The 20,638-nt window shown below is 65.3% G+C and carries 18 protein-coding genes; 9 read left to right on the top strand and 9 right to left on the bottom strand.

The genetic code is table 11. From position 1 onward, the window contains the following. The first annotated feature begins 16 nt into the window (after positions 1-16). From U5A67_RS21890 to U5A67_RS21875, 4 genes are all read left to right on the top strand, one after another. Positions 17-865 carry a M90 family metallopeptidase gene (locus U5A67_RS21890; RefSeq protein ID WP_321815837.1) on the top strand — a complete coding sequence of 283 codons (849 nt, stop codon included), beginning with the start codon at positions 17-19 and terminating at the stop codon, positions 863-865. A gap of 177 nt (positions 866-1,042) precedes the next feature. After that, positions 1,043-1,306 carry a type B 50S ribosomal protein L31 gene (locus U5A67_RS21885; protein ID WP_028224764.1) on the top strand — a complete coding sequence of 88 codons (264 nt, stop codon included), beginning with the start codon at positions 1,043-1,045 and terminating at the stop codon, positions 1,304-1,306. Between the two features lie 337 nt (positions 1,307-1,643). Next, positions 1,644-3,398: a glycosyltransferase family 39 protein gene (locus U5A67_RS21880; RefSeq protein ID WP_321815836.1), complete on the top strand. Its 1,755-nt coding sequence runs from the start codon at positions 1,644-1,646 to the stop codon at positions 3,396-3,398. Positions 3,399-3,405: 7 nt separating this feature from the next. Next, positions 3,406-4,773, top strand: a complete 1,368-nt coding sequence (locus U5A67_RS21875; protein ID WP_321815835.1) for an MATE family efflux transporter — start codon at positions 3,406-3,408, stop codon at positions 4,771-4,773. An 81-nt stretch (positions 4,774-4,854) separates the two neighbouring features. Here the strand turns inward: U5A67_RS21875 and lipA are convergent, their stop codons facing one another. From lipA to U5A67_RS21850, 5 genes are all read right to left on the bottom strand, one after another. Beyond that, complete coding sequence (lipA, locus tag U5A67_RS21870; protein ID WP_321815834.1) at positions 4,855-5,847, bottom strand: lipoyl synthase; 993 nt, start codon at positions 5,845-5,847, stop codon at positions 4,855-4,857. A 2-nt stretch (positions 5,848-5,849) separates the two neighbouring features. Continuing rightward, positions 5,850-6,971 (bottom strand): acetoin dehydrogenase dihydrolipoyllysine-residue acetyltransferase subunit, encoded by a 1,122-nt coding sequence (locus tag U5A67_RS21865; protein ID WP_321815833.1) that lies wholly within the window; start codon positions 6,969-6,971, stop codon positions 5,850-5,852. A gap of 4 nt (positions 6,972-6,975) precedes the next feature. Continuing rightward, entirely contained in the window at positions 6,976-7,980 is a 1,005-nt protein-coding gene (locus U5A67_RS21860; protein WP_321815832.1) for an alpha-ketoacid dehydrogenase subunit beta, read from the bottom strand. 46 nt (positions 7,981-8,026) lie between these two features. Then, positions 8,027-9,004, bottom strand: coding sequence for a thiamine pyrophosphate-dependent dehydrogenase E1 component subunit alpha (locus U5A67_RS21855; protein ID WP_321815831.1), 978 nt, complete (start codon positions 9,002-9,004; stop codon positions 8,027-8,029). A 127-nt stretch (positions 9,005-9,131) separates the two neighbouring features. Next, on the bottom strand, positions 9,132-10,193 hold the full coding sequence (locus tag U5A67_RS21850; RefSeq protein ID WP_321815830.1) for an ATP-NAD kinase family protein: 1,062 nt from the start codon (positions 10,191-10,193) through the stop codon (positions 9,132-9,134). Positions 10,194-10,681: 488 nt separating this feature from the next. On the opposite strand from U5A67_RS21850, the gene U5A67_RS21845 reads away from it, so the two are divergent. The 3 genes from U5A67_RS21845 (at position 10,682) to U5A67_RS21835 (ending at position 14,081) form a co-directional block, all read left to right on the top strand. Beyond that, a complete protein-coding gene (locus U5A67_RS21845) occupies positions 10,682-12,694 on the top strand; it encodes a sigma-54-dependent Fis family transcriptional regulator (protein ID WP_321815829.1) in 2,013 nt (670 codons plus the stop codon). 222 nt (positions 12,695-12,916) lie between these two features. After that, the gene (locus U5A67_RS21840; protein WP_321815828.1) at positions 12,917-13,513 is read left to right on the top strand and encodes a helix-hairpin-helix domain-containing protein; all 597 of its coding nucleotides are present in this window, start codon (positions 12,917-12,919) and stop codon (positions 13,511-13,513) included. Between the two features lie 130 nt (positions 13,514-13,643). Then, on the top strand, positions 13,644-14,081 hold the full coding sequence (locus U5A67_RS21835; protein ID WP_205983956.1) for a YidB family protein: 438 nt from the start codon (positions 13,644-13,646) through the stop codon (positions 14,079-14,081). Between the two features lie 94 nt (positions 14,082-14,175). On the opposite strand, the gene clpB is transcribed toward U5A67_RS21835, so the two are convergent. After that, a complete protein-coding gene (gene clpB / locus U5A67_RS21830) occupies positions 14,176-16,773 on the bottom strand; it encodes an ATP-dependent chaperone ClpB (protein WP_205983955.1) in 2,598 nt (865 codons plus the stop codon). Between the two features lie 182 nt (positions 16,774-16,955). Then, positions 16,956-17,462: an Rrf2 family transcriptional regulator gene (locus U5A67_RS21825; protein WP_321815827.1), complete on the bottom strand. Its 507-nt coding sequence runs from the start codon at positions 17,460-17,462 to the stop codon at positions 16,956-16,958. Between the two features lie 118 nt (positions 17,463-17,580). On the opposite strand from U5A67_RS21825, the gene U5A67_RS21820 reads away from it, so the two are divergent. Then, entirely contained in the window at positions 17,581-18,126 is a 546-nt protein-coding gene (locus U5A67_RS21820; protein ID WP_415767900.1) for a group III truncated hemoglobin, read from the top strand. A 300-nt stretch (positions 18,127-18,426) separates the two neighbouring features. After that, positions 18,427-19,794, top strand: coding sequence for a M23 family metallopeptidase (locus U5A67_RS21815; RefSeq protein WP_321815825.1), 1,368 nt, complete (start codon positions 18,427-18,429; stop codon positions 19,792-19,794). A gap of 71 nt (positions 19,795-19,865) precedes the next feature. Here the strand turns inward: U5A67_RS21815 and U5A67_RS21810 are convergent, their stop codons facing one another. Further along, positions 19,866-20,345 carry a molybdenum cofactor biosynthesis protein MoaE gene (locus U5A67_RS21810; RefSeq protein ID WP_205983952.1) on the bottom strand — a complete coding sequence of 160 codons (480 nt, stop codon included), beginning with the start codon at positions 20,343-20,345 and terminating at the stop codon, positions 19,866-19,868. 34 nt (positions 20,346-20,379) lie between these two features. Then, positions 20,380-20,637, bottom strand: coding sequence for a molybdopterin converting factor subunit 1 (moaD, locus tag U5A67_RS21805; RefSeq protein WP_205983951.1), 258 nt, complete (start codon positions 20,635-20,637; stop codon positions 20,380-20,382). Position 20,638: the final 1 nt, after the last annotated feature.

Here is a 20,638-nt window from a genome sequence, read left to right as displayed (position 1 = left end):
GATATTGCACAGATAGATGCTTTCGAAACTGACCCAGTGGTTCGGCGCGCGCCGCCGCGAAAAAGCGCTGCGCACCTATGCAATCGACGACACGCTCTGGCAATCGACGCTCGCCGGGCTGCCCTTTCTCGCCTACCTCGATGCCGCCGATCTCGCGCGCCTGCGCGACCTCACGAGCCTTTTTCTCGCGCACAAGGAGTTCACGACGGCGCACGAGCTGGAACTGACCGACCAGATCGCCGTGGCGATTGCCGTTCAGGCTTCCTTGCCGGTGCTCAATCTCTCGCTCGATCTCTACAAGGGTTGGGTGGGCGTGACGGTCTATCCCGGCGAATTCATCATCCGCAAGACGGTCGAGGACGAAGACGGCGTGGTCCACGAAGTCGAGCACGATGCCAGCGGCGAAGCGTGGGAAGGCGGCCCGGTGCTGCTTTCGTGGGAAGACGCGCAGATGACCGACGGCAGCGACGCCTACAACGTCGTGATCCACGAATTCGCCCACAAGATCGATATGCTCAACGGCGAGGCGGACGGTCATCCGCCCCTTTTTCGCCGATGGCATGCGCCACTCGATGCCCAGGCATGGGCCGATGTGTTCGACCACGCCTACGACCAGTTCTGCGCGAAAGTGGACGCCGTGCCGGAGCGGCGCTGGTCGCGTTTCGAGCGCGATTCGCTGATCGATCCCTATGCCGCCGATCATCCGTCCGAGTTCTTCGCGGTGTGCAGCGAGGCGCTGTTCGTCAAGCCGCAGGCCTTCGAGACCGAGTATCCGGAGCTTTACCGGCTGCTCGCGCGCTATTACCGCCAGGACCCGGCCCGGGTCGGCGCGCTGGCGCCTGCGGGCGGGGTTTCCGCCGTCTGAGCGCCACGCCCGAAAGTTCGCCAAGCGGCTGATTTTCTGGCATAATCGCCGCTTTTCGCCCTTGGGCAAGTGACTCGCGCCTCATTTCCGCAAGGAAAATCCAGCAGGCAAGAGTACCGGTACTGCATAGGGCAGCCGGGCTCGCGGGTTGGCTACCGCCAGTTTTAAGGAATAATCATGAAAGAAGGCATTCACCCGGATTACCGCGAAGTTCTGTTCATCGACGTTTCGAACGATTTCCGTTTCGTGACCCGTTCGACGATCCAGACGCGCGAAACCGCAGAATTCAACGGCAAGACCTACCCGCTCGCCAAGATCGAAGTCTCGTCGGAATCGCACCCGTTCTACACGGGCACGCAGAAGATCATGGACACGGCCGGCCGTGTCGAGAAGTTCAACAAGAAGTTCGGCGCACGCGCCACGGGCAAGGCAACGAAGTAAATCTTCGTCGCACCGGCTTCGCGCCGGTCCCCGCAAAAAAGGGCAGCCTACGCTGCCCTTTTTTATTGCCTGCGCCGTTATCCGTGTCTTTGCCTCGGCACCGCGTTTCATTGCACCCGCATCGAGGTGCGGTAAGACTCGGTCGTACCTGCGCAGTGACGCATACAGGCGCGCCCGGCTAGAATGCCGGATGCTCCCGACCGGGCGCAGGCACGTCAATCGCGGCACGCCGCTGCGAGTCACTGGCGGATGGATGGCGGATTGTTTGCCATTCGCAACGATGCTCCGCCACGACGACGCCCCACCCGGTCCGCTTACCCGAATTTCTCCGCACTGCATGAAGCCTGCCATTCGCCTGACCGCCTCCGCCACCAGCGCCTTGCCGCGCTGGCTGCTGCTGACCATCACCATCGTCTTCGCCTCGTTCGGCCTGTTCGGCCGCGATCCGTGGAAAAACGAGGACGCAGCGGGCTTCGGCGTGATGTGGACGATGGCCGGCGGCACCTCGCACGACTGGCTGCTGCCCAATCTGGTCAGCAAGTATGTGACCGAGAACGGCCCGCTGGGCTACTGGCTCGGCGCGCTGTGCATCCGCCTGTTCGCGCCGTGGGTCGATGCGAGCAATGCCTCGCGGGTCGCCACCGGCCTGCTGTTCTGCTTCGCCTGCGCGTTCGTCTGGTACAGCGCCTATCTGCTGGGCCGCCGCGCCGAAGTGCAACCGTTCAAATATGCCTTTGGCGGCGAGCCCGAGCCGCGCGACTACGGCCGCACGCTGGCCGACGGCGCCCTGCTGATTCTGCTGGCCTGCTTCGGTCTGGCCGAGCGCGGCCACGAAACCACGCCGCAACTGATGCAGTTCCTCGGCATCGCCATGCTGGTCTACGGCCTCGTGCGCGCCATCGACAAGCCGATTCAAGGCGCTGTCTGGTGGGGCGCGGCGCTGGGCGTCGTGATGCTCTCGAGCGGCCCGGTGCTGGTGGGCGCGCTGCTGGTCGGCACGCTGGCGATGCTGACGATCGCGCCCGAGACGCGCTCGCGCTGGCTGCTGGTGGCCGGTCTGCCGGTGGCGATCGTGGTCGGCTTCTCGTGGCCGCTGCTGGCCCTGCACGCCTACCCCGACGATGCCGTCTGGTTCATCAACCAGTGGGCGCGCACCAACGTCAACGCGTTCGCGGGCCCGCCGGGATCGGTCATGCGCTACGCCGCCAAGAACCTGCCGCTGTTCACCTGGCCGGCCTGGCCGCTCGCGATCTGGGCCTGGGTGAGCTGGGCCGGCCTGCGCCGCGCGCCGCACATCGCGATTCCGCTTTCGGTGATCGTGCCGCTGCTGATCCTCGTGATCGTGCAGAGCCACGAAACCAATCGTCTCTTCATGCTGGTGCTGCCGGCGCTGTCGGTACTTGCAACTTTCGCGCTGCCCACGCTCAAGCGCGGCGCGATCAACGCGATCGACTGGTTCGCGGTGCTGAGCTTCACGATTCTCGGCACCTTCGTGTGGCTGGTCTGGCTGGCGGGCATGACGGGCTTTCCGGCGCCGCTCGCGCGCAACCTCGCGCGCCTCGTGCCGGGTTTCGCCCCGCAGTTCAAGATTCTCTCCTTCGTCTGCGCCGTGGGCGTGACGCTCTGCTGGATGGCGCTGGTGCAGTGGCGCGTGGCGCGTCACCCGAAGGTGCTGTGGCGCAGCGTCGTGCTGTCGAGCGGCGGCACCACGCTGATGTGGGTGCTGCTGATGACGCTCTGGCTGCCCGTCGTCAACTACAGCCGGACCTATAAGGACGTGGCCCAGCAGATCTCCGCGCATCTGCCCGCCGACTATCAGTGCATTTCGCCCGTGCGTCTGGGCGACGCGCAGATCGCCACCTTCGCCTACTTCGGCAAGATGCATTTCTCGTTCGACGAAGATTGCGACGTGATCCTGCGCCAGGACACCCAGGATTACGGCGAGCCGAGTTCGATGTCGAACTTCGTCTGGAAGCTGGTCTGGGAAGGCCGCCGTGCCGCCGACCGCGACGAACGCTTCCGTCTCTACGTGCGCATCGACCGCCCGCAGCCGCCGCTGAAGAAGCACGTCTGGCGCAAGCGCCCCGATTGAGACCGCGGTGACCACGACTTTCATCGGCGACGTCCGGCGCATCGCCGGCCTCGCCTGGCCGGTGCTGGTCGGCCAGCTCGCGATCATCGCGTTCGGCGTGATCGATACGGCGATGGTGGGCCGCTATTCGGCGCTCGACCTGGCCGCGCTGGGGCTGGGTTCGTCGATTTACGTTTCGGTCTATATCGGCCTCACCGGGATACTCTCGGCGCTGCAGCCGGTGGCCGCGCAGCTCTACGGCGCGCGCAAGGACACCGAGATCGGCGAGGAAGTGCGTCAGGCCTTCTGGCTCGCGCTTGTGCTGATGGTGATCGGCTTCACGATTCTCTATTTCCCCGGCCCGCTGCTCGACCTCGCCCGCGCGCCAGACGCGCTGCGCGATCGCACCATCGGCTATCTGCGGCTGCTTTCTTTCGGGCTGCCCGCGAGTCTGGCGTTCCGCATCTATAGCTCGCTGACCAATGCGGTGGGCCGTCCGCGTCTGGTGATGTTTCTGCAGGTGGGCGCGCTCGCGCTCAAGATACCGCTCAATACGTGGCTGATTTTCGGCGGTCTGGGCGTGCCCGCGCTCGGCGGACCTGGCTGCGCGCTGGCGAGTACGTCGATCAACTGGGCGCTGGCGCTGTGCGCGGCGGTTGCGTTCACGCGCATCGACGTGTTCGCGCCGTTCGAGATTTTCAAACACTTCTGCTGGCCGGTGTGGAAGCGCCAGGCGGAGTTGCTCAAGCTCGGCATTCCGATGGGGCTGTCGTATCTGATCGAAGTGACGTCGTACACCTTCATGGCGATCTTCATCGCGCGCCTGGGCACGACGACGCTCGCCGGGCATCAGATCGCCGGGAATATGGGCGCGGTGCTGTATATGACGCCGCTTTCGATCGGCGTGGCGACGTCGACGCTGGTGGCGCAGGCGCTGGGCGGCGGACGTCACGCCGAGGCGCGCACGCTCGCGCGGCATGGCGTGATGACGGCGGTGGCGATCGCGTGCTGCTATGGCGCGATCGTGTACGTGCTGCGCCCGCTGATTATCGGCGGCTATACGCCCGATCCGGCGGTCGCCGTGGCGGCGATGCCGCTCGTGGCGATCGTCACGGTCTATCACGTGTTCGACGCGCTGCAGATCACGACGGCCTTCGCACTACGCGCCTACAAGGTCGCCGTGGTGCCGACGGTCATCTACGCGATTGCGCTCTGGGGCGTGGGCTTGGGCGGCGGCTATGCGCTCGGTTTCGATGTGTTCGGCACCCTGCCCGCCTGGGCAACCGGTGCACGCGGTTTCTGGATCGCCAATGCGGCGAGTCTGGTGATCGCGGGTGCGGGTCTGGTGGTGTATCTGTCGCGCGTGAGTACGCGCTATCTGCGGGCTGAGGTTTGACGTTTGAAGCCGAAGGCGCGCGGTGAGCGCGCCTTCGGTGTCATCGATTCATGCTGGCTTGGCTGTTAGTTGCGATATCGACTAGCCAGCGTTGCGCGCCGCCTCCACCGTCTGCGCCGCATGATACGAAGAGCGCACGAGCGGCCCGGCCACCACTTCGCGAAATCCCATCTGCAATCCCGCCTCGCGCAGCGCCGCGAACTCGCCCGGAGGCAGATAACGCCGCACCGGCAAGTGAAACCGCGACGGCGCGAGATACTGCCCGATCGTCAGCACCTCGACGTCGTGCGCGCGTAAATCACGCATCGTCGCCAATAATTGCGCGTCGGTTTCGCCCAGCCCGACCATCAGCCCGGATTTCGTCACGAGCGCCGCATTGGCCGCCTTCGCACGCGCAAGCAAGGCCAGCGAGCCGCGATAATCCGCGCCCGGCCGCGCCGCGCGATACAGCGACGGCACGGTCTCGACGTTGTGGTTGAATACATCGGGCCAGGCCACGGACAGCGCATCCAGCGCACGATCGATACGCCCGCGAAAATCCGGCGTCAGAATCTCCACGCCGATACCCGGCACGCGGGCCCGCACCTGCGCGACGCACTGCGCGAAATGCCCCGCGCCGCCGTCGCGCAGATCGTCGCGATCCACCGACGTAATCACGACATGGCGCAAGCCCAACGCCGCCACCGCCGACGCCAGATGCGCGGGTTCATCGGCATCGAGCGGCGCGGGGCGCCCGTGCGCGACGTCGCAGAACGGACAGCGCCGCGTGCACAGCCCGCCCATGATCATGAACGTGGCCGTGCGCTGCGCAAAACATTCGCCGATGTTCGGGCACATCGCCTCTTCGCAGACCGAATGCAGCCGATGCTCGCGCAGCACGGCGGCCACCGCCGCGACGGTCGTGCTCATGAGCGGCCGCGCCCGCAGCCAGGACGGCTTGGGCTGCGTCTCGCCCGCCGATGCCGGCACGATCTTGACCGGAATGCGCGCAAGCTTGTCGCGGTTGCGCAGACCATGCTGACCGAGCGCGGTGTCGCCCGGCAGCGCGGCTTCCTGAGACACGACCTCGCCCATGATCAGCCTCCTGCTGCGAAAAAGGCCTTCAGCAGTCGATTGACCTCGGCGGCGGCTTCCATCTGCACCATATGCCCCTTGCCCGCGATCACCTCGACGCGCACGACCGGCGCCAGACCCTGCGCATGCCGCGCCGGAATGATCTGGTCGGTCTCGCCCCAGACCACCAGCACCTTCGGCGCAAGCGTCGAGAGCCGGTCGCGGAACACACGCCGCTGCGCGCCGCCCTCGAACGCCTGCGCCGCAATCTTGCCGAGCGCCTCCTGCACGCCTTCGAGCCGCTTGTACTTCACGAGGTCTTCGACAAGCTGACGCGTCACCAGCGCCGGATCGGCGAACAGCTTCGTCACGTGCGGCTTCAACGCATTGCGATTCGCCGCCGCAACAAAGCCCTCGATATACGCGCCGTTGATGTCGTCGCCCAGCCCGGCGCTCGCGATCAAAGCCAGCGATGCCACGCGCGCAGGCGCCTTGTCCGCGACCGCCATCGCCACCGCGCCGCCCAGCGAATGGCCCACCAGATTGGCGCGCTCGATTTGCTGCGCGTCGAGAAAAGCGATCACACTCTGCGCGAGTTCGTCGAGTGCACCGCTTTCTACCGCCTTGCCCGACTCGCCGTGCCCCGGCAGATCGAACGCCCAGACGGTGCGGTCCGCGGCGAGATCGGCGTGATTGAACAGCCAGTTGTTGAGGTCGCCGCCAAAGCCATGAATCAGCACCACGGGCGTGCCGCCGCCTTCACCGAGCTTCAACCAGCGCACGGTACGCCCGCCAATCTGCGTCTTTTCGGGCTGCGGGCCTGAGTCCGCCTCGCCGGCTTTCGCGGGCACGAAATCACGCTGGAATTCGCTCACGGCCGCATCTATTTCGGCATCCGAAATTTCACTATCGGCAACGACACCGAGCAGCGCGCCCACCGGCAGCGTGTCGCCTTCCTGCGCGATCTGCCGCCGCAAAATGCCTTCGAACGCGCATTCGACGCCCGACGCGATCTTGTCCGACTCGACGTCCAGCAGTTCGTCGCCTTTCGTAACCGTGTCGCCCGGCGACTTGAGCCAGCCGTTCACCTGGCCCTGCTCCATCGACAAGCCCCATTTGGGCATCGTGATCATGTGAATCGGCATAACGTCAGCTCCTTGCGGCGCGCGCGGCTTCGGCGATCTGATCGGCCGAGGGGATATAGAGATCTTCGAGCGAGGCCGCGAACGGCACCGGCGTATGCGGCGCAGTGACCATGCGCACGGGCGCCTTGAGATCGCCAAACGCCTTGCTCGCCACCAGCGCGGCGATATCGGTGGCCATCGAGCAGCGCGGGTTCGCCTCGTCCACGACCACGATGCGGCCGGTGCGGCCGACGCTCTCCAGAATCGTGTCCTCGTCGAGCGGCGACGTCGTGCGCAGATCGATCACATCGGCTTCGATGCCGTCTTTCGCGAGCTTCTGCGCGGCGTCGAGCGCGTAATGCACCATGCGCCCGTAGGTGACGATCGTGACGTCGTCGCCATCGCGCACGATATTGGCCTCGCCGAAAGGAATCGAATACGACTCTTCGGGCACATCGCCTTCCATCGTGTAGAGCAGCTTGTGCTCGCAGAAGATCACCGGATCGTTGTCGCGGATCGCCGCGATCATCAGCCCTTTCGCGTCATAAGGCGTAGCCGGGCACACGACCTTGAGCCCCGGAATATGCGTGAAAAGCGAAGTCAGCATCTGCGAGTGCTGGGCCGCCGCGCGCAAACCCGCACCGTACATCGTGCGGATCACCACCGGCGTCACCGCCTTGCCGCCGAACATATAGCGAAACTTCGCGGCCTGATTGAAGATCTGATCGAAGCACACGCCCATGAAGTCGATGAACATCAGCTCCGCCACCGGGCGCATGCCGCACGCCGCCGCGCCCACCGCCGCGCCGATAAAACCGCCTTCCGAAAGCGGCGTATCGAGCACGCGGCCCGGGAATTTGCCGTAAAGCCCTTTGGTCACGCCCAGCACGCCGCCCCACGCATCCTGCTCGCCGGGCGCGCCCGCGCCGCCCGCGTTGTCTTCGCCCATCACGATCACGCTGTCGTCGCGCGACATTTCTTGTGCAAGCGCCTCGTTGATCGCTTGCGAATAGGTGATTTTCCGTGCCATTTTCGTCTCCTTGATCGGGAATCCTGATGATTGACCTGCAATGCGTTCAGGGATACGACACGTACACGTCCGTGAGCAACGCTTCGGGCGCGGGCAACGGCGCGGCCTTCGCTTTGGCCACGGCGTCGTCGATCAGCGCCTTGACTTCGGCGTCCACCTTGCGCAGATCGTCGGTATTGGCCAGCTCTGCGCGCACCACGCGCTCTTCGAAGCGCTTCAGGCAATCCTTTTCTTCGCGCAGCTTCTGCACTTCGCCAGGCGCGCGATAGGTCTGCGCATCGCCTTCGAAATGGCCGAAATAGCGCGACAGTTTCATCTCCACCAGCGTCGGGCCACCGCCGTTACGCGCCCGCGCAATCGCTTCGCCCAGCGCTTCGTGCACGGCGAAAAAATCGAAACCGTCGACGATCACGCCCGGCATGCCGAAGCCATTGGCGCGATCGGCGATGTTATCGGCGGCGACCGACCACGTGGATGACGTCGCTTCCGCGTAGCCGTTGTTTTCGGCCACGAAAATCACCGGCAGACGCCAGACCGAAGCCAGATTCATCGATTCGAAAATCACGCCTTGATTCGAGGCGCCATCGCCGAAAAAGCACACGCCCACGCCGCCGGTTTTCTTCTGCTTCGCCGCGAGCGCCGCACCGCAGGTGAGCGGGCCGCCCGCGCCCACGATGCCGTTCGCGCCCAGCATGCCCTTGGCCAGATCGGCGATGTGCATCGAGCCGCCTTTACCGCGGCACGAACCGGTTGCGCGGCCGTAAATCTCGGCCATCATCTCGCGCACATCCACACCCTTGGCGATGCAATGGCCGTGGCCGCGGTGCGTGGTGGCCACGTAATCGCGATCGTTCAGATGGCTCATGACGCCGACCGCCGACGCCTCCTCGCCCGCATAGAGGTGCACGAAGCCGGGAATCTCGCCGGTCGCGAACTCGACGTGCAAACGCTCCTCGAATTCGCGGATCGTGCGCATCGAGCGATAGGCATTCAGCAACTGCTCCTTGTTCAACTGGCCTGACATGGTTGTCTCCTGTCGATAAGACACGGTGTATGCCTGCAGCACTGCAACCGGCGGCGCGCGCCTGGGAAAGCGAAGCCGCCGGAATCGCTGTTGCCTCCTTTTTCGTTGAGGTCTGGTTTCGAATCAATCAGTCGCGCCCGATGGCCTCGCGCATCAACTGGTGTGAGGCCGCATAGCGCAGCGTGCGGGCGACATCGACGGTCAACGGGCCTTGCCAGTCGAGCGAAACCTCGTAGCGATCGCCGCGCGACGGTTCGATCTCGCGCTCGCCATCGAAGGCCAGCGTGCCGTGGCCCGCGTCGAGCGGCAGCGCCATGCCGACTTCGAGACGCTGACAGGTGCGCAGCGTCACGCGCTCGATGCGGCCCGGCGCGATGGGCGCGATCAGCGGCAAGCCCGCTTCGTTGTGTTCCCGCGGATGAACGAAGGTCATGTGCAAGCCATGCGCGGCGTCGCGCGCGACGGGCGCCCACGCGCCGCCAATCGACGCCAGCCCGATACCGTCCGGCGGCGCGAAAGCCAGAAATAACGATTCGATATCCGAACTATCCGAGATGGCACGCGCCCCGATAAACGGCTGGCGCGATACGCAGATATCGACCAGCGCGATCTCCTCGTGGCCGCGATTGGGCCCTTCCACGCAGCGCGCCACGAGCCGCTTGTTGCGCACCAGCGCGGCTTCGGCAGGCACGGCGCACGTGGCCACCAGCGCGCCCGCCATGCCGGCGACGGTGGCTTCGCGCAGTTCGGGGAACGCGTTGTTGGTGCCGGTGGACAGCGCGATGAGCGGCGTCGTGCCGCAATGCGCCGCGACCGCGCGATGGGTGCCATCGCCGCCCAGGACGGCGATCAGCGCGACCTGCTCGCGAACCATATGCGCGACGCCCGCGTGCGTATCGGCGACGCTATCGCTCATCGGCAGATCGATGAACTCGACGGCAGACCAGCGCTCGTGCGCGGCCACGGCCGCATGGGTTTCGATCGCGCGCAGCACCAGTGCCGCCACGCCGGTGCGGTCGCGCAGCGTCAGCACGCGATCGACGCCCAGTGCGCCCAGGCCGGCCAGCAGGCGCACGACCATATTGGCTTTTTCCGCCGTCGGGAATACGGAAGCATGCGTGGTGAGGCGGCGGATATCGCGACCCGATGCCGGGTTCGCGATCACGCCTACGGTCACGGGCGTCGTCACGGGCGTTGTCTCCTGTCCACGCATCGCGAGGCGTGCGTGGACGTGTTGTGATGGCTACGCTCGACGCTAATAGCGGCGTGAGCGCGCCTTTGATGGCAACACTCTCTGCAAGCGTTATGCCAATCGCGCTAAAAACGATGGCGATGGCGCTCGAACGCTTGAGTCGCGGGCGTTTGCGGTAGCCGCAGCTGGGCAGCGGCAACGGTCCGAAAAGGCTCGCGAACGTCTCAAGCGACGCGCCCACGACGGTCGCTTCCCGCCGCCCTCGCCTCGCCATCAAACGCCATCCGCGCCAAAGCCTTGCCACAAGGGCGTCACACGCTTTGACGCGGCGTCTCAACATCGTCTCGATGCCCGTTGAGACGATCGTCTCAGGCGTCTCGCTTGCTGCGCTGCGGTGTGATCGCGCGCGGCGAATGTGCTACAAAAGGTCGCGCCGCCCGCTCGCAGCGCTCCTCTGGATCGGCTGAAATCGACTGGAATCGCCCATGCCCTACGCTCTAGCGCCCACCCGGCACGCCGAACGCGTGCGCGGCGCCGTCGAAGGCCGGCTGCCTGCGCCGTCCGACTCGCCACGCCTCGTGTCGTCGTGGCAGCGCTCGTTCGAGCGCTATCAGCTCGATCCCGGCTCGGTGATCGGCCCGCGCGTGCTGAGCACCGCCGAGCTGCGCGAAATCCGCGATCGCGAGGAAGCGTTTCTACGCGCCTCGGGCCAATGCCTCACGCGCCTGCACGAAACCGTGCGCGACGCCGATTACTGCGTGATGCTGACCGACGCGCACGGCGTCACCATCGATTCGCGCATCGACCGCGAGCGGCGCAACGATTTCAAGCACGCGGGCCTTTACGTCGGCTCGTGCTGGTCGGAAAGCGAGGAAGGCACCTGCGGCATCGCCAGCGTGCTCACCGATCTCGCGCCCATCACAGTGCACAAGACCGATCACTTTCGCGCCGCGTTCACGACGCTCACCTGCAGCGCCGCGCCGATCTTCGCGCCGGGCGGCGAGCTGATCGGCGTGCTCGATGCGTCCGCCGTGCAGTCGCCCGACAACCGCGACAGCCAGCGCATCGTCAATCAATTGGTGCGCCAGAGCGCCACGCTGATCGAAGACGGCTACTTCCTGCATCGCACCTCGGCGTGCTGGATTCTGTTCGGGCATCAGAACCGCAATTACGTCGAGGCGCAGCCCGAACTACTGATCGCCTTCGACGAAAACGGCAACGTGGTGGCGGCGAACCGGCGCGCGCGCGAAAGCATCGCCGGGCTCGATGCGCCGCGCCATATCGACGAGATTTTCGATTCCTCGCATGTGCAGTTGCGCGATATCGGCCGGATCGAAGCGATTGCAGCGCTGCGCCTGCGCGCGAGCGGCGCGATGCTTTACGCGCGCATTCGCGCGCCGCTTGCGCGTACCGGACGCAGCGCCGCGCCGGATCTGCATGGCGCGACGCCGCTGCGCGATGCGCGCGCCACGCCCGGCGACGAGGCGCACGAACGCAGCGCGCTCGGCCCGTTTCTGCGCAGCGCCGATGCGCGTGTCGCGGAAAACGCCCGTATCGCCCAGCGCGTGGCGGGCAAGCGCCTGCCGGTGCTGCTGCTCGGCGAAACGGGCGCGGGCAAGGAAGTGTTTGCGCGCGCGATCCACGACTCGGGGCCGCGCCGCAACCGGCCGTTCGTGGCGGTGAATTGCGGCGCGCTGCCTGAAGCGCTGATCGAGAGCGAACTGTTCGGCTATGCGCCGGGCGCGTTCACGGGCGCGCGACGCCACGGCGCACGCGGCAAGATCGCGATGGCCGATGGCGGCACGCTGTTTCTCGACGAAATCGGCGATATGCCGCTCGTGTTGCAGACGCGGCTGCTGCGCGTGCTCGCGGAAGGCGAAGTGCTGCCGCTGGGCGGCGAAGCGCCCACGCGCGTCGAACTCGATGTGATCTGCGCGACGCACCGCGATCTCGCGCAGATGGCGGCCGCCGGCAGCTTCCGCGACGATCTCTACTACCGCCTGTGCGGCGCGGTTCTCACGCTGCCGCCGATGCGCGAGCGGCGCGATATCGACACCTTGATCGACACGGTGTTTGCCGAGGAAGCGCAGGCGGCCGGACGCCCGCTCGCGCTCGACACGGCGCTAGCCGCGCGTCTTGCGGCCTACGCGTGGCCCGGCAATCTGCGCCAGTTGCGCAATGCAATGCGCTACGCATGCGCGGTGTGCGACACGGTGCGCGTGGAAGCGCGTCACTTGAGCGCCGATCTCGCGGCGCAATTGCCGCCGGGCAGCGCGGCCAGCACAACGGGAACGCGTCAAAACGCCTCGGACGCCTCGAACGCATTGAGCGACTCGAACGCCAACGAAACCGAAGCCGACGAACGCACACGCATCCTCGCCACGCTCACGGCGCATCGCTGGCGCCCGAACGCGGCGGCAGCGGCGCTCGGCATCTCGCGCGCAACGCTTTATCGGCGGATTGCGAAGCTTGGGATCGTCGGGCCGCATCGGGCCTGAAAATACGCACCATGCTGGCGCGCGCCGCCTCGATCGCGCCACCGGATTGCACAGAAGTATTAAATATTGTGCGGTGCGATTGTCTTGCCACGAAAGCGTGGGTATAAATCGACCGCTTCCCGTCCACGGATACGTCAACTGTCCTATTCTTGTAGCGCAGCACCAGACTGGATGCGTCGTCCGTTCCCGGCTAACTGAAATGCCCTCAATGGAGTGATTGCCATGCTCAAGAAGTTGCTGATGCTGTTTCTCGCCATCGGATTTTCGCTGTCCGCCGCGCTTGCCGCCGCCGTCGAAGTCAATAGCGCCGACCAGACCGCGCTCGAATCGGTCAAGGGCATCGGCCCGGCCCACGCCAAGGCGATCCTCGACGAACGCAGCAAGAACGGGCCGTTCAAGGACGCCGACGATCTCGTGAATCGCGTCAAGGGCATTGGTCCCAAGTCGGTGCAGAACCTCGAAGCGGCCGGTCTGACGATCAACGGCTCGTCGGCGCCGCCGGCGGGCAAACCGGCTGCATCGGCCAAGAGCAGCAAGAGCACGGGCACGGCAGCAGCGACGACAGGCACCGCGCCGAACCCGGCGACCACCACGGCTCAAGGCACGCCGGCACCCGCTGCCACGACCGCACCGCAAGCCGCTTCGGACGCCAAGGCCAGCAAGTCCAAGCGCAAGAGCAAGAAGGACGCCGCAGCAAGCGCCGCCGATGCAGGCACCGCCGCCTCCGCGCCGGGTGCGGCTTCGGACACGACGGCGAAGAAAGGCAAGAAGGCCAAGAAGAGCAAGGCAGCGTCGGCTACCGCCGCCTCAGGTACTTAAAACAGGTGCCTGAAACTCGCGTGCCAATCCGGCGTCTACGTTTCCAGCTTTCATTTCCGGCGCGCCCGTTGCGCGCCGCCCCACTCAACGGCCGCGGCCCCCGCCACGGCCATTATTCAGAGAGATCGTCATGAGCCTGCTTGATACCCTCGGTTCCCTGCTTGGTTCGTCGCAACAGCAACAAGGCGGCGGCCAGGCCCAACTCCTCGCGCTTGCGATGGAATTCGTCAACAACCAGCCGGGCGGCCTGAACGGCCTGATCCAGAAGTTCCAGCAAGGCGGCCTCGGCGACGTCGTGCAATCGTGGGTCGGCAACGGCGAGAACCAGCAGGTTTCCGGCGATCAACTGCACAACGTACTGGGCTCGGATGTGGTTTCGGGTCTCGCGCAGAAGGTTGGCATGGAGCCGAGCCAGGTGAGCGGCCTGCTCGCCCAGGTGCTGCCGCACATCGTCAATGCCGGCACGCCCAATGGCGAAGTCCCGCAAGGCGGTCTGATCAATTCGGAAAGCGTGCTGGGCACGCTCGGCGGTCTGGCCTCGCTGTTTGGCGGTAACAAGCAAGCCTAAACCACTGCCGCGACCATGAATAAGGGCTCCCCGATTGGGGAGCCCTTTGCGTTTGCAGCGGCGCGCGCCTCCCGGCCCGCACCATCGCGGCGTGTTAGTGCACGACGCGCTCGAACACCAGCTTGCCGTCCTGGACATCGACGGGAATCACGTCCTTCGGCCCGAACTTGCCCGCGAGGATCAGCTTGGCGACCGGATTTTCGATCTCCTGCTGGATCGCGCGCTTGAGCGGCCGCGCGCCGAACAGCGGGTCGTAGCCGACATCGGCGATCTTGCCGAGCGCTTCGTCCGACACCACCAGCTCCATGTCGAGCTTCTCCAGACGCTCGCGCAGACGCTGCAACTGGATCTTCGCGATCGACTCGATGTTCGCCTTGCCGAGCGCATGGAACACGACGACTTCGTCGATCCGGTTGAGGAATTCAGGGCGGAACTGCAGCTTCACTTCGTTCCACACCGCTTCCTTGACGGCTTCCTGCGGCTCGCCCGCCATCGACTGGATCAGATGCGAACCGAGGTTCGAGGTCATCACGATCACCGTGTTCTTGAAGTCGACGGTGCGGCCCTGGCCATCGGTCATACGGCCGTCGTCGAGCACCTGCAGCAGCACGTTGAAGACGTCCGGGTGGGCCTTTTCGACTTCGTCGAGCAGGATCACGCTATACGGCTTGCGGCGCACCGCTTCGGTCAGATAACCGCCTTCCTCGTAACCGACATAGCCCGGCGGCGCGCCGATCAGACGCGCGACGCTGTGCTTCTCCATGAACTCGCTCATGTCGATGCGGATGAGATGATCCTCCGAATCGAACAGGAAACCCGCGAGCGCCTTGCACAGCTCGGTCTTGCCCACGCCCGTCGGCCCGAGGAACAGGAACGAGCCATACGGCCTGTTCGGGTCCGCGAGACCGGCGCGCGAGCGGCGGATCGCATCGGCCACGGCGGTGATTGCCTCGTCCTGGCCGACCACGCGCTCGTGCAGCTTGTCCTCGATCAGCAGCAGCTTTTCGCGCTCGCCCTGCATCATGCGCGAGACCGGAATGCCGGTCGAACGCGACACGACTTCGGCGATTTCCTCGGCGCCCACCTGCGTGCGCAGCAGACGATGACGCGTCGGATTGCTCTGCTCGCTGGCCTCGGCCTGCGCGACCTGCCGGAGTTGCGCTTCGAGTTGCGGCAGCTTGCCGTACTGCAGTTCCGCGACCTTTTCGAGCTTGCCGTCGCGCTGGAATTTCGTGATCTCGGCGCGCACGCGGTCGATGTCTTCCTTGATCTGCGCGCTACCCTGCACGGCCGCTTTTTCCGCCGTCCAGATCTCTTCGAGATCCTTATATTCGAGGCTCAGCCGATCGATTTCTTCCTCGATCAGTTGCAGACGCTTCTGCGACGCTTCGTCCTTTTCCTTCTTGACGGCTTCGCGCTCGATCTTCAACTGGATGAGACGACGGTCGAGCTTGTCCATCTCTTCAGGCTTCGAATCGATTTCCATCTTGATCTTCGAAGCGGCTTCGTCGATCAGGTCGATGGCCTTGTCCGGCAGAAAACGGTCCGTGATATAGCGATGCGACAGTTCCGCCGCCGCGACGATCGCCGGATCGGTAATTTCGACGCCGTGGTGCAGCTCGTACTTCTCCTGCAGACCGCGCAGGATCGCGATGGTCGCCTCGACCGACGGTTCGTCGACGAGCACTTTCTGGAAGCGGCGCTCCAGCGCGGCATCCTTTTCGATGTACTTGCGATATTCGTCGAGCGTGGTCGCGCCGATGCAGTGCAGCTCGCCGCGCGACAGCGCCGGCTTGAGCATGTTGCCCGCATCCATCGCGCCTTCGGCCTTGCCCGCGCCCACCATCGTGTGGATTTCGTCGATAAAGACGATGGTCTGGCCTTCGTCCTTGGCAATATCGCTGAGCACCGACTTCAAACGCTCTTCGAATTCGCCGCGATACTTCGCGCCCGCGAGCAGCGCCGCCATGTCGAGCGACAGCACGCGCTTGCCCTTGAGCGTTTCCGGCACTTCGCCGTTGACGATGCGCTGCGCGAGACCTTCGACGATGGCCGTCTTGCCCACGCCCGGCTCGCCGATCAGCACCGGGTTGTTCTTGGTGCGGCGCTGCAGGATCTGGATCGAGCGGCGGATTTCGTCGTCGCGGCCGATCACGGGATCGAGCTTGCCGGCGCGCGCGCGCTCGGTCAGATCGACGGTGTACTTCTTGAGCGCTTCGCGCTGGCTTTCGGCGTCCTGGCTGTGCACCTGCGCACCGCCGCGCACGGCCACAATCGCCGATTCGAGCGCCTTGCGCGTCAAGCCGTTCTTGCGCGCGATCTGGCCGGCATCGCCTTTATCGTCGGCGACCGCCAGCAGGAACATCTCGCTGGCGATGTAGGTGTCGTTGAGCTTCTGCGCTTCCTTGTCGGCCTGATTGAGCAGGCCCGTGAGTTCGCGCCCGACCTGCACGTTGCCGTCGGTGCCCTGCACCTGCGGCAGACGGTTGATGGCGTCGTTCAGCGCGTTCTGCAGCGCCTGAACCTGCACGCCGGCGCGCGACATCAGCGAGCGCGCGGAACCGTCCTGTTGCGCGACGAGCGCCGCCAGCAGGTGAACCGGTTCGATGTATTGATTATCGTGGCCGACGGCGAGACTTTGGGCGTCGGCGAGTGCTTCCTGAAACTTGGTGGTGAGTTTGTCGATTCTCATTTAAAGCGAGACCTCCAGTATTCTTGACTGTCACCAAATCTAAGGGGTCCTGCGCCATTTTCAAGCGCCGATCACGTCATTTTTTCCGATTTTTACGGCAAGCGTCGGTCGGCCGCCAGCCGTGACGGCGTTGGCCGGCAAAGCTGGAGCAAGTCTGGCGGAAAAAACGGGATGTGGGTGCGTCAATGCTCGCGCGTGGGCGCGCCGCGCGCAACGCCTGCGGCGGCATTCGGCACGAATTCGATGGGCGCGAGCCCGAGCAGGCCGGTCAGTTCATTGGCCGGCTGCGCAAGTTCGCCGATGGTGTGGCGGTCGAGTTCGGCGAGGAAGGCGTCACGCGCGGCCGCCAGCGCATGCTTGAGGCGGCATTGCGGCTCTATGACGCACTGCCGGCGATCGCCGCGCTCGTCGGGAAAGCAGCCGACCAGCGCGAAGTCGTTTTCGGTCTTGCGCACCACCGCGCCGATGCTCAGCGCGCGCGAGTCCGGCGCGAGCCGCAAGCCGCCGTTGCGGCCGCGCACGGTATCGACCCAGCCCAGCTCGCCCAGCCGCTGCACCACCTTCATCAGATGGTTCTTGGAGATGCCGTAGGCGTCCGAGATTTCCTGAATCGTCGCCAGGCCGTCGCGGCGCAGCGCGAGGTACAGCATCACGCGCAGCGAGTAATCGGTGTAATCGGTCAGTCTCATGGCGACAGGGTTCGAACAGGCGTGCTAAAGAGGAATCCGTACATTAACATGCAAGCGGCATGCACGTTTTAGGTTGGCCGGGTATGATGGTCAGCTGATTCAGGCCCGTTCCATCATGATGCAAGCCGACGCCAGCGCCCGCGCGCGCCACACCGAACCCACCGAAGACAACATCCGCGAACTGGTCTACGCGTTCTACGACCGCGTGCGCGCGGACGCCCTGCTCGGCCCGGTCTTCGACGGCGCGCTGGCTGGCCGCTGGGACGAACATCTGCCGAAGATGTGCCGTTTCTGGTCGAGTCTCGTACTGGGCAGCAAATCGTATCGCGGCAATGTGCAACAGGCGCACGAGCCCGTGCCGGGGATCGAGCCGAAGCATTTCAGCCACTGGCTCTATCTGTTTCTCGATACCGTGCAGGCGCATTACGAACCGGCCGCCGCCGTGCGCTTTATGGAGCCGGCGCTGCGGATCGCACAGAGCCTGCAGTTGAGCCGCTTCGGCTGGGATTTTCAGATTCCGCCCGAGCAACAGGCAATCCTCGACGCAATCGCGCCGCGACGCCATCCCGCAGGCCACGGCCACGATCTCCCCGAACGTCCGGCTGGCGAGCCGTTTCCGGCCAAAATCATCGGCCGCTCGATGGATCACGACGAAGTGGCTTGAGTTTGACGACCCGCCCATGGGTCGCGTCCTGGCAGTTCTGGCTGTTAGTTGCATTAGACGCCCGCCAATCCGCCCCGTTTTATGCGCATAAGGTCGCTCGCCTGAGCGACTCGCCCCATCTTCTTCCCGCCGCATTCGAACTCGTTCTACAGAATCCCGTTAAGCGGATTCGTAAAATTTGTTCATCGCTCGTTGGGCTGCGCGGCGCGAAGACCTGTTCCTCGCCACGCGCCGCTGCCATGCCTGGCCTGGCCGCTCCTGCCCGCGTTCCTTTGTTTCTAACCGCGAGAATCCGACGTGATGGACTTACGCTCACTCCTCGCGCGCGGGCAAGACATTTCCGCGGCAGTCGATCTGCCGCTCAAACGCAAGACGCTCAGCGGCGTTGCCGCACTGGTCGCCCTGTGGATCGGCACGACCGCCGCGCCTGGCGCGCACGCTGCCGCTTCGACGGCGTTCAGCCAGGGTTCGGCCTTCACCCGCGCCCCGTTTGCGAACGAAATGACTTTGCCGGGCGCGCAGCCCACGACTTCATTCGATGCCATCTGGCCGTCCCTGCGTGACGTCGATGGCGTCTTTGCCCAACCGTATGCGTTGAGTGCCAGTAACGGCGCCGATGACGACGCCGCGCCCTTTGGCCTGAAACCGCCAGCGGCCGAGCGGGACGAGCGTGCGAGCGCTACCGTGTGCTCGCGCCTCGCCTCGATGTGTCTGCCTGTCGAGGAAACGGCATCGGCCAACGACTCCAGCGAGTCGAACGCACGCCAGTGGTTCGGCCATGTGATCGAACTGGTGAGCGGCGACGCCGCGGCTTTCGGCTCGCCTGCGAACCTGACCCAGGCCGCAGCCGGCCCGATCGACACGACCTTGCGCGACTCGCTCGCCCAGGCCGGTTTGCCCGCCAGCATCGCCGCGCAGATCGACACCCTCTTTGCGGGCCATGTCGATCTCGACGCTCCGGCCCAGCCCGGCGACACGTATCGCGTCATGCTGGACAGCGCGGATAACCCGCAGACGCCGCGCGTGGCGTCGATCTCGTTGCGCCTGCATGGCGAGACCTACGACGCGCTGTGGTTCACGGCGCCCGGCGCCTCGCGCGGTGCGTACTACACGCTCGACGGTGCGTTGCTGACCGGCAAGCCGTTCGCGATGCCGCTGGACTACCGGCGCGTGAGTTCGCCGTTTGGCATGCGTACGCACCCGGTTTATGGCGAGCCGCGTTTTCATGAAGGCGTCGATCTGACCGCGCCCGTGGGCACGCCGATCTATGCCGCGGCTTCCGGGACGCTGGCGCTGGCCACGCGCGGGCATGGTTACGGCAAGCTGGTCGTGCTGCGTCACGACGACGGTTATTCGACCCGCTACGCGCATCTGGCTTCCTGGGCGGCGGGTCTGCGCTTCGGCCAGCGCGTCGAGCAGGGTCAGGTAATCGGTTATGTCGGCCGCACTGGCACGACGACCGGGCCGCATCTGCATTTCGAGGTGCGCCGCAACGACCAGCCGGTCGATCCGCTGACGCTGACTTCGCACGATTTCGTCGCCCCGCTCAGCGGAGCCGCGCGCATGGCTTTCGATGCAAGTGTCGAAGCGGCGCGTACGCAGATGGCCGCGTTGCCGCAACCGGCGGTGCGGATGGCATCGGTGATGGGTGTGCGCCGGATCGGTTGATCGCTGCCATTGCGTGCGCACGTAGAAGCCGTCATTTCAACCGACGGCTTCTATCACTGGAATGCGCGAAATCACCCTTCCCCAGCCGCATTCCCCGACTTCACGCCCCAGCGCGCGAGCGCCGCGTCGTCGCTGACACGCGCATCGACCCAACGCGCGCCGTGTTCGGTTTCTTCCTTCTTCCAGAACGGCGCCTCGGTCTTGAGGTAGTCCATCACGAATTCGCAGGACGCAAACGCATCGCCGCGATGCTTCGACGTGGTCGCAACCAGCACGATCTGGTCGAGCGGCGCGAGCTTGCCGACCCGATGCACGATCAGCACGTCGATGCCGGGCCAGCGTTCGCGCGCCTGCACGACAATCGCTTCGAGCGCCTTTTCCGTCATGCCCGGATAGTGCTCGAGCTCCATGCCCGCGACGCTGCTGCCGTCGTTGAGATCGCGCACGGTGCCGACAAAGCACGCCACCGCGCCAATCGACGGATCATGCGCGCGTAGCTGCGCGACTTCGGTACTCAGGTCGAAATCTTCGGTCTGGACGCGTACAGGCATAGTCTCGTTCCTCTGCTTGCTTCTGTGCGCGGGCTCAGCCGCCCGTAACCGGCGGGAAGAACGCCACTTCGCAGCCTTCGGTGATGCGGGTGGTCGGCTCGGTCATCACGTGGTTGCAGGCCATGCGCAGCGCGCGGCCTTCCGCCAGCGTTTCGGCCCAGACGCCGCCGCGGGCGCGCAGCCAGCCGCGCACGTCGCCTACCGTGGCGATACCGTCGGGCACGTCAGCCGTTTCATCGGCGACGCCCAGTGCTTCACGCACGCTCGCAAAAAACTTCAGTTCAATCTTCATC

This window comes from Paraburkholderia sp. J69-1 (assembly GCF_905220255.1).
Lineage (GTDB): Bacteria > Pseudomonadota > Gammaproteobacteria > Burkholderiales > Burkholderiaceae > Paraburkholderia.
The sequence above is the reverse complement of the archived record's forward strand: the minus strand, read 5'-3'. Positions and strand labels throughout refer to the sequence as shown.